Genomic DNA, 1,956 nt, shown 5'->3' on the forward strand with positions numbered 1-1,956 from the left:
CGATGGGCGACCCCGCACAAGGCGTTGTATGGGGAGGCATCCTTAGCGGGCGCGTGAAGCCGCCCACTCGCAGCGCTGACGTTCATGCGACCGCTTATCTGGATGGCGCACTGATTCAATACGACCATGCGGCTCACACGCTGTCCGCGAAGCTTCCCGAAGGCGCGACCATCGATCTCGTCGCACCGGGCGCAGTTGTCGTCAAAACGCAGAAGGCTTCGATCGAAAGCGACGACTGCACGCTGAAATCAAAGCTCATTACGCTCGACGGCGATGTCGTCGTCAGCAAGTCGATGACGGTCGCAGGCGCATTTGCATTCCAGTCCGGTATGAGCGGACAGGGTGGGGGCGGGAGCGGTGGCCACGCGATGCGCATTGACGGCGGCGCTCAATTCTCGAAGGACGTGACGGCGGCCGGAGTGAGTGTGGGGGGCCATTTGCACCGTGCTCAAGGCTCCACTGCACCCACGAGTAAGCCGATCAAAGGCGCGAGTTTCAGGGGCATGAATGCGGCCGCTGGAGGAAGAGTTGGAAAGTCGGCAATACGCCGACGGGCGAGCCGACGAACGAGCCGACTGAGGAGGACCGTATGAAAGGCATGAACGCACTCAACGGCCGTTGGATCTCCGGCCTCGACCATCTCTACCAGTCGATCGGCAAGATCGTTTCGACGCCGCTTGCCTCGTGCATCAAGCGTCGCGACTTCGGCTCCGAATTGACCGATCTGATCGACGCACCGGCCAACGGCGCGATGCGAACTCGCCTGTACGCGGCCGTTGCGACTGCGCTAATGCGCTGGGAGCCGCGTCTGACGTTGACCCGTGTGCTGCTTGTCGCCGATGAGGCGGCGCAAGGGGTGCTTTACCTCGAAATCGAAGGCTGGACCGCTTTAAGCGGCACGCCCGTGCTCGCACGTGTTGACGTACTGAGTGGACGGGTGACATGAGCGCAACACCTATCGATCTTTCTAAGCTCCCGTCGCCAGACATCATCGAGACGATCGATTTCGACACCTTGTTGTCGACTTTGAAGGCGAAATTCGTCTCGCTGCATGCCAAGGAGGAACAGGCGGAAATTTCGGAGACACTCAAACTCGAGTCCGAGCCCATCGTGCGCTTATTGCAACTGCTGGCCTATCGAGAGATGACGCTGCGCCAGCGCGTGAACGATGCCGCGCGCCGAATCATGCTCGCATATGCGGTCGATGCAGACCTGGATCATCTGGCCGCGCTCGTTGGTATTAAACGGCAGACGATCACGCCTGCGGACCCCGAGAAAGGGACGAAGGCCAAGATGGAGGGCAATGCCGATCTGCGTGCGCGGGTGCAGCTCGCGCCACAGCGTTTCTCCGTGGCAGGTCCCGAAGGCGCTTATATCTCGCTTGCGCGCAACGCGCACGCTCATGTGCTCGACGCGACCGCCATCAGTCCCGCGCCGTGTGAGGTGCTCGTCACGATCCTGTCTCGCTTGGATGATGGCGCGGCCGAAGCGAGCTTGATTGATGCCGTCGTCTCCGCGTTGAGTGCGAGCGACGTGCGACCGCTCACCGATAAGGTCACGGTCAAGTCAGCTGAAGTCATCAAATATGAGGTGCGCGCGAGGTTGACCTTCTTCTCCGGCCCCGATCGCGCGGTCGCGCTTGAAGAGGCCAACAAAACCATGAAAGGCTACGCCGAGCAGATGCACCGGCTTGGGATGGAAGTCACGCTCGATGGAATCTATGCGGCCGCACGCGCACCGGGCGTTCAGAAGGTCGTGCTTGAGCAGCCGCTCCAAAGTATCAAAGCGTCCAAGACGCAAGCGCCTTTTTGCACCAGCATCGAACTGATCGACGACGGGGTGTACAGCCTTGAATAGATTGCTTCCGCCCAATGCGACTCGGCTCGAACGCCGGTTTGCCGATACGAGCGCATCTATTGACGACATTCCGACGCCGCTTGCCACGCTCATCGATCC

At 60.7% G+C, this 1,956-nt stretch carries 4 protein-coding genes; all 4 read left to right on the forward strand.

Features of this window, described 5'->3' with window-relative positions; genetic code table 11:
* On the forward strand, positions 1–593 hold a 593-nt coding region (locus QCE79_RS32590), incomplete at its 5' end, for a phage baseplate assembly protein V (protein ID WP_309851482.1).
* Positions 590–946 (forward strand): GPW/gp25 family protein, encoded by a 357-nt coding sequence (locus QCE79_RS32595; protein ID WP_309851484.1) that lies wholly within the window; start codon positions 590–592, stop codon positions 944–946. The genes QCE79_RS32590 and QCE79_RS32595, both read left to right, overlap by 4 nt.
* Complete coding sequence (locus tag QCE79_RS32600) at positions 943–1,857, forward strand: baseplate J/gp47 family protein (protein WP_309851487.1); 915 nt, start codon at positions 943–945, stop codon at positions 1,855–1,857. The genes QCE79_RS32595 and QCE79_RS32600 overlap by 4 nt, the downstream gene beginning before the upstream one ends.
* A gap of 1 nt (position 1,858) precedes the next feature.
* A partial coding sequence (locus QCE79_RS32605) for a phage tail protein (RefSeq protein ID WP_404989456.1) occupies positions 1,859–1,956 on the forward strand: 98 nt, incomplete at its 3' end.

Source organism: Caballeronia sp. LZ003 (genome assembly GCF_031451465.1).
GTDB lineage: Bacteria > Pseudomonadota > Gammaproteobacteria > Burkholderiales > Burkholderiaceae > Caballeronia.

Coding starts and splice junctions, on each gene's coding strand:
- QCE79_RS32595 (WP_309851484.1), top strand. CDS start 590: ATGAAAGGCATGAACGCACTCAACGGCCGTTGGATCTCCGGCCTCGAC.
- QCE79_RS32600 (WP_309851487.1), top strand. CDS start 943: ATGAGCGCAACACCTATCGATCTTTCTAAGCTCCCGTCGCCAGACATC.